The organism is Nocardia sp. NPDC060220 (genome assembly GCF_042727815.1).
Lineage (GTDB): Bacteria > Actinomycetota > Actinomycetes > Mycobacteriales > Mycobacteriaceae > Nocardia.
This window is the reverse complement of record NZ_JBHWZY010000429.1, coordinates 1-5829: the sequence shown is the minus strand read 5'-3', so window position 1 is coordinate 5829 and position 5829 is coordinate 1. Positions and strand designations below refer to the sequence as shown.

The 5829-nt window shown below is 68.9% G+C and carries 8 protein-coding genes; all 8 read right to left on the bottom strand.

What is annotated here, in order from left to right; all coding sequences use genetic code 11:
• On the bottom strand, positions 1-683 hold a 683-nt coding region (gene hypD, locus ACFWF3_RS21560; protein WP_379315024.1), incomplete at its 3' end, for a hydrogenase formation protein HypD.
• On the bottom strand, positions 680-1024 hold the full coding sequence (locus ACFWF3_RS21555; RefSeq protein ID WP_378987292.1) for a HypC/HybG/HupF family hydrogenase formation chaperone: 345 nt from the start codon (positions 1022-1024) through the stop codon (positions 680-682). The genes hypD and ACFWF3_RS21555, both read right to left, overlap by 4 nt.
• A gap of 17 nt (positions 1025-1041) precedes the next feature.
• The gene (gene hypF, locus ACFWF3_RS21550) at positions 1042-3390 is read right to left on the bottom strand and encodes a carbamoyltransferase HypF (protein WP_379315023.1); all 2349 of its coding nucleotides are present in this window, start codon (positions 3388-3390) and stop codon (positions 1042-1044) included.
• Complete coding sequence (locus tag ACFWF3_RS21545) at positions 3387-3629, bottom strand: HypC/HybG/HupF family hydrogenase formation chaperone (protein WP_378627973.1); 243 nt, start codon at positions 3627-3629, stop codon at positions 3387-3389. Before ACFWF3_RS21545 ends, hypF begins: the two co-directional genes overlap by 4 nt.
• 3 nt (positions 3630-3632) lie before the next feature.
• Positions 3633-4154 (bottom strand): hydrogenase maturation protease, encoded by a 522-nt coding sequence (locus ACFWF3_RS21540; RefSeq protein WP_379315022.1) that lies wholly within the window; start codon positions 4152-4154, stop codon positions 3633-3635.
• Between the two features lies 1 nt (position 4155).
• Complete coding sequence (locus ACFWF3_RS21535; protein ID WP_378987304.1) at positions 4156-4275, bottom strand: DUF6893 family small protein; 120 nt, start codon at positions 4273-4275, stop codon at positions 4156-4158.
• 15 nt (positions 4276-4290) lie between these two features.
• A complete protein-coding gene (locus tag ACFWF3_RS21530) occupies positions 4291-5625 on the bottom strand; it encodes a hypothetical protein (RefSeq protein WP_379315021.1) in 1335 nt (444 codons plus the stop codon).
• Positions 5622-5829, bottom strand: a 208-nt coding sequence (locus ACFWF3_RS21525; protein ID WP_379315020.1) for a DUF6084 family protein, incomplete at its 5' end; no start/stop codon positions are given. The genes ACFWF3_RS21525 and ACFWF3_RS21530, both read right to left, overlap by 4 nt.

The window sequence follows — 5829 nt, the reverse complement described above, 5'->3', positions numbered from 1 at the left end:
CCTTCCAGGATGTCGAGGGGCTCGAAGCCGGTGACCACCATCGGCACTCCGTATTTGTCGGCCAGCGGCGGGTACTCCTCGGTGCCCATGACACTGCAGACATGTCCGGCGGCCAGGAAGCCCTGGACCCGGCACTTCGGCGATTCCATGATCGCGGCGATGGCGGGCGGAACGAGCACGTGCGAGACCAACAGCGAGAAGTTCTCGATGCCCAGCCGTTTGGCCTGATAGACGGTCATCGCGTTGGCCGGTGCGGTGGTTTCGAAGCCGATGCCGAAGAACACCACCTGCCGATCGGGGTTCTGCCTGGCGATGGTGAGCGCGTCCAGTGGCGAGTACACCACTCGCACATCACCGCCTTCGCTCTTGACCCGGAACAGATCGCGTTCGCTGCCCGGCACCCGGAGCATGTCGCCGAAGGAGCAGAAGATCACCCCGGGCTGCGCGGCGATCTCGAGCGCCTTGTCGATCACCTCGAGCGGGGTGACGCATACGGGGCAGCCGGGGCCGTGGATCATCTCGATCTCGTCGGGCAGCAGTTGGTCGATGCCGTGGCGGATGATCGAATGAGTCTGTCCACCGCAGACTTCCATGATGGCCCACCGCTGGGAGGTGGCCCCGCGGATCTGATCGAGCAACTTCTTCGCCAGGTCGGGATCACTGAATTCGTCGAGATACTTCATGACGTCACCTCCGTGTCGTCGCCGGCGCCGGAGTCGGTCGCTGCCGGTTCTGCCGTGGGATCGGGGAGCCCGGATTGTCTGGCGGCGAGGGCGAACCCGTCGCCGAACTCCTCGTTGAGCACACCGAGGTGCTCGAATTCGGCCAGTGTGCGCAATGCCGATTCCTCGTCGAGGCGCTGGATGGCGAAACCGACATGGACCACTACGTAGTCGCCGATCGCCGCGTCCGGAATGTATTCCAGGCACACGTCTTTGTGCACGCCGCCGAAGTCGACGACCGACATCATGGTGCCGTCGCGTTCGTGCAGGCTGAGCACCTTTCCCGGGACTGCCAGGCACATCGCTGCTCTCCTTTCGCTCAACCCGCACCGGCGGCGAGTAGTTGTCCGAACGCGAGACCACCGTCGTTGGGCGGCAGTCGGCGATGGGTGATGACGTGGAATCCGTTGTCGCGCAGCGCGGTGCGTGCTGCCGAGAGCAGCAACGCGTTCTGGAACACCCCACCCGAGAGCGCGACGGTCGTCGGGTGGGGTGCGAAATCCAGAGCCAGGTCCAGGACCAGCGCCGCCACGGCGTGATGGAAGCGCGCGGCGATCACGGCGGCCGGGACGCCGTGAACGGCGTCGGTGACCACGGCCGCCACGACCGGGGCCGGGTCGATCACCGCCGGGTCCGCGGTGTGATCGAGGCCGAACCGGTAGGTGCGCGAGCCGGGATCCGCGGCGCGCGCGAGGGCCTCCAGTTCGATCGCGGCCTGGGCTTCGTAGTCGACGGTGTGGCGAACCCCGGCCAGCGAGGACACGGCGTCGAAGAGCCGTCCCATGCTCGACGTCGGGGTACACCCGAAGCCGGAGCCGAATTGGTGTGCCAGCACCGCTCGTTCGTCGGCAGGGCAGACGGCGACCGAGGCGATCGTGTCCGACCAGTCCAGTCCGGCCGACCACAGGTGCGCCAGCGCCATCCGGTAGGGCCGGTGCACGCTGACGTCCCCACCCGCGAGCGGCACGTATTTCAGGTGCGCGAGACGCCGGTAGCCCTTGTAGCCGGCGGCCAGGACTTCACCACCCCAGATGGCGCCGTCGGGTCCGAATCCGGTGCCGTCGAACGCGATCCCGGTGACCGTGTCCGAGGCGCCGAGTCCGTGTTCGCCCATGACCGCGGCGATGTGCGCGTGGTGGTGCTGGACGGTGTGGACCGGACGGCCTTCGGCGTGGGTGCGCGCCCAGGTGGTGGAGCGGTAGCGCGGGTGCGCGTCGGTGACGAGCTGGGTGGGCGCTACCCCGGTCAGTTCCGCGAGGTGCTCGGCGGCGAAGCCGAAGGCGCGCAGGGTGGCCAGGTCGTCCATGTCGCCGATGTGCTGGCTGAGCCAGGCGTAGCGGCCCTCGCCGACCGCGCAGGTGTTCTTGAGGTCCGCGCCGACGGCCAGCGTCGGCGGCACCGGGACCGGCAGGGTCAGTGGGAGCGGCGCATACCCGCGGGAGCGGCGCAGCGGCAGCTCGACACCGTCGACCACGCGCACGACCGAATCGTCACAGGGCGTCAGGATGCGGCGGTCGTGCGACAGCCAGCCGTCAGCGAGGGCGGCCAGGCGGGTGCGGGCGTCCTCGTCGTCGAAACAGATCGGTTCGCCACCGAGATTGCCGGAGGTCATCACGAGCACCCGCGGGACGGGCCGGTCGCCCGACAAGCCGAACAGCAGCAGGTGCAGCGGTGTATAGGCGAGCAGGACGCCCAGGTCGGGGTTGCGGGGCGCGACCGAAGGGGCCAGTTCGATGGTGTCGCGATCGAGCATGTCGTGCGAGTCGGCATCGGACGCCGCCCCGGCGGGGATACGGACGGGGGCTCTGCGGGCAAGCAGGACGATCGGGCGTTGGGGGCCCGTGAGCAGTAGCGCGGCGGTGTCGTCGACCTCCGCGATCGTGCGCGCGGTGCCGAGGTCGGGAACCATGACGGCGAAAGGCTTGTCGCCTCGCCGCTTTCGGCCCCGCAAGGTGGCCACGGCGCGCTCGTTCGTGGCATCGCAGGCGAGGTGGTAACCGCCGATGCCTTTGACCGCGAGAATCCCGCCCTCGCGCAACAGGTTTCGCGCCGAGTCCAGCGGCCCCTCGGCCGATGAGCCGGAAGGGCCGAGGTAGGACAGACGCGGGCCGCAGTCCGGGCACGCGATGGGCTGGGCGTGGAAGCGGCGGTCGGCGGGGTCGGAGTATTCGGCGGCGCAGTGGGCGCACATCGGAAAGTCGGCCATCGACGTGCGGGACCGGTCGTAGGGCAGTTCGGCGATGATGGTGAACCGGGGGCCGCAGTTGGTGCAGTTGATGAAGGGGTGCCGATAGCGCCAGTCGGTGGGATCGGCCAGTTCGGTGGCGCAGTCGGCGCAGATCGCGACATCGGGTGAAGCCAGGGTGCGGCCGCCACCGTCGCGGGTGGTGTCGGCGATACGGAATCCGGTGCCGCCGCGCAAGGCGACGATGCTCTGGTCGACCGATTCGACGACGGCCAACGGCGGTGGGCGCTCGCGCAGGCGTCGCGCGAACTCGTCCAGATCGGCGGGGGCGCCTTCGATCTCGATGATCACCCCGGCGCTGTCGTTAGCCACCGACCCGGACAGGGACAGTTCGGCGGCGGTCGTGTAGACGAAGGGCCGGAAGCCGACGCCCTGCACCACCCCGCGAACCACGAGGCGCCGACGTTGCCGGTCGGCGGTCATGACTGTTCGCCTCGTCCGAGCAGATTCAGCCCGGCCAGTGCGGTGGCGGCGCCGGCCTGGTCGGTCTTCTCGACCGCCAGACCCATGTGGATGATCACCCAGTCCCCGGGATGCACCGGATCCTCTTCCAGCAGACCGATGTTCACCTTGCGGTTCTCGCCGGAGACCGTGACCAGGGCGAGTTGCCCGTGGTATCCGTCGAGGATCTCCACGACCTGTCCGGGGATGCCGAGGCACATGGTTCACCCCTCCGATCGGTTCGACGGCGCGACGGGCCCGTGCGAGTCGGCGACCATCGGGGTCGGATCGGCGACCAATCGCGCCAGAACCGCTGCGACCGCCTCGACGGCAGGACCGACCGCGGCACCTACCGGGTCGGACAGGCCGATGCCTTCTTCTACCGAGTCGACCTGGCAGCCGACGACGACGGTCGGTGGCAGGGTTCCGCCCAGCGCGCGAACGCTCGCGAACACGGCGTCGGGGTTCATGGCGTGCGCGTCGAGCTGCGCCGCGCCCGCTGGGTCGGGTTCGGCGTGGAAGACCGCGAGAGTACCGGGTGCGCCGCGGTCGGGGACGGCGTCGACGAGCACCAGCGCGTCCCACGGATCGAGCAGGTCGTAGGCCAGGTGCATGCCACGGATGCCGTAGTCGACCACGCGCACGGTCTCGCCGTGCGGCGGTAGTCGCCGCACCACTTCGGGTCCGAAACCGTCGTCGCCGAGGAAGATGTTGCCGATCCCCGCCACGAGCACTCGCGCCGTCATCTCACATCCGGCGGATCTTCAGATAGCGCTGGACATCCGGTATCGAACGCACGCCGAGTACCGCGGCGGCCACAGCCACCACGGCGGCCACCGCCACCGCGAACATTCCTATCGTCGTCATGATCGACCTCTTCTCTCATTCTCGTGGGCTGTCGAGCGGTTCGATCTCCTCCGGGGCGAAATACAGGTACCGGCCGTACCATTCGTGCAGATCGGCGGCGGGGTCGTCCTCGATGACCACGCCGACGTGGGATTGCCCGTCGACATCGGCGTGCACCGAGACGACCTTGGCGGTGCGCCCGTCGTAGAACAGGTCGTGGGCATCGGCGCGCCGAGACGGATGCAAACGCACCCTTGTCCCGTTGCGGACCCGGACCGCGCCGACCAGGATCGCGTCGGCATCGGGGCGAACAGCGTTGTCGGCCAACGGGTCCCACCAGTCGACACCGTCGGGTACCTCAGGGATCAGCGCGGCCTGCTCGGCGTGCGGGTTCCGCAGGACACCGTGCAGCTGCTGCAATGTCTCCGGTGTCATCGCATCGCAGCGGTCGATGATCTGCGCCGCCCGCTCGTCGGTCGCGCGGGCCTGGGCCTTCTCCTCGTCGGTCATGGTCATCACGCGCAAGGTGAGGATCTCGTCGATCTCGGTGGAGTCGAACAGCGGTCCCTCGCTCTGCTCGGCGATCTCGGGGTGGTCGTAGAGAATGATGGGCGAGATCAGCACGATGCTGTGGTCACCGGGTGGCCCGGCCAGCACCGGGAAACACCGGTGGTGGGAGCATCGGGCGACGGCCGCTTCGGCGTCGGGCGGCGGTTCGAGCAGGGAAACGAACCGGGCGCCTTCGGTTTCGGCGATGACGTGCGCGCCGATCAGGGAGCGGGCGATGGCGTCGTGCTGGTCGGTCGCGGGGGCGCCGGTGTTGCGGAGGGTGACACTGAGGCGCAGAAAGCGCTCGTCACGGTCCACGGTCAACTCGACTTCCCCGTCGAGGTGCGCGCGGTGTCGGACCAGTCGTCCGGCCGGTGCACCGTCGGGGCCGGAGATCGCCTCGTGGTCGATGCCGGCCGGAATCGTCAGCCGCGCAGTCCAATCGGTCAGCGGCAGCGGACCGATCACCTGTTCGCACTCGACCGCCTCGTCCCATCTGATCCACGATCGGCCTTCGGCGACGAGCTCGGCGACCGGTGTGTGCCCGGCATCCTCGACGGTCCGGCGCTGCAACTGCAGGAACCGTACGGTCAGCGTGACCGAGGCGGACTCCCCCGCGTCGAGCAGACATTGCGCCGACAGTTGCGGTTCCTCGCCGAGTCCGGTCGCGGCCGCCCCGGTGGGGCCGAGGACACCGAACTGCCAGCGCGACTGGTTCTTTCGCGAGTTCGCCCGGTAGGGGTACAGCAGGTAGCCCTCGTAGAGCACCGCGTCGGCGACCGCGCGCGCCCTGGCCTGCGACCTGGTCAGCTCGATGCTCATGGGTCCTCCTCGGCGGTGTCGAGCAGGCGCAGTACCGCGTCGTCGAAGCCGAGCATCCCGTGGCTGGATTTGTACGCGGCGAGCGCGTCGAGAGTCTCGCGGTGCAACCGCACCCAGCCCGAGTTCGGGAAGTTCGTGGCCATCAGGTCGTCCCAGACCGAGACCGGCATCGCGAACTTGTCCTCCCGGTCCCAGGGAATCTGC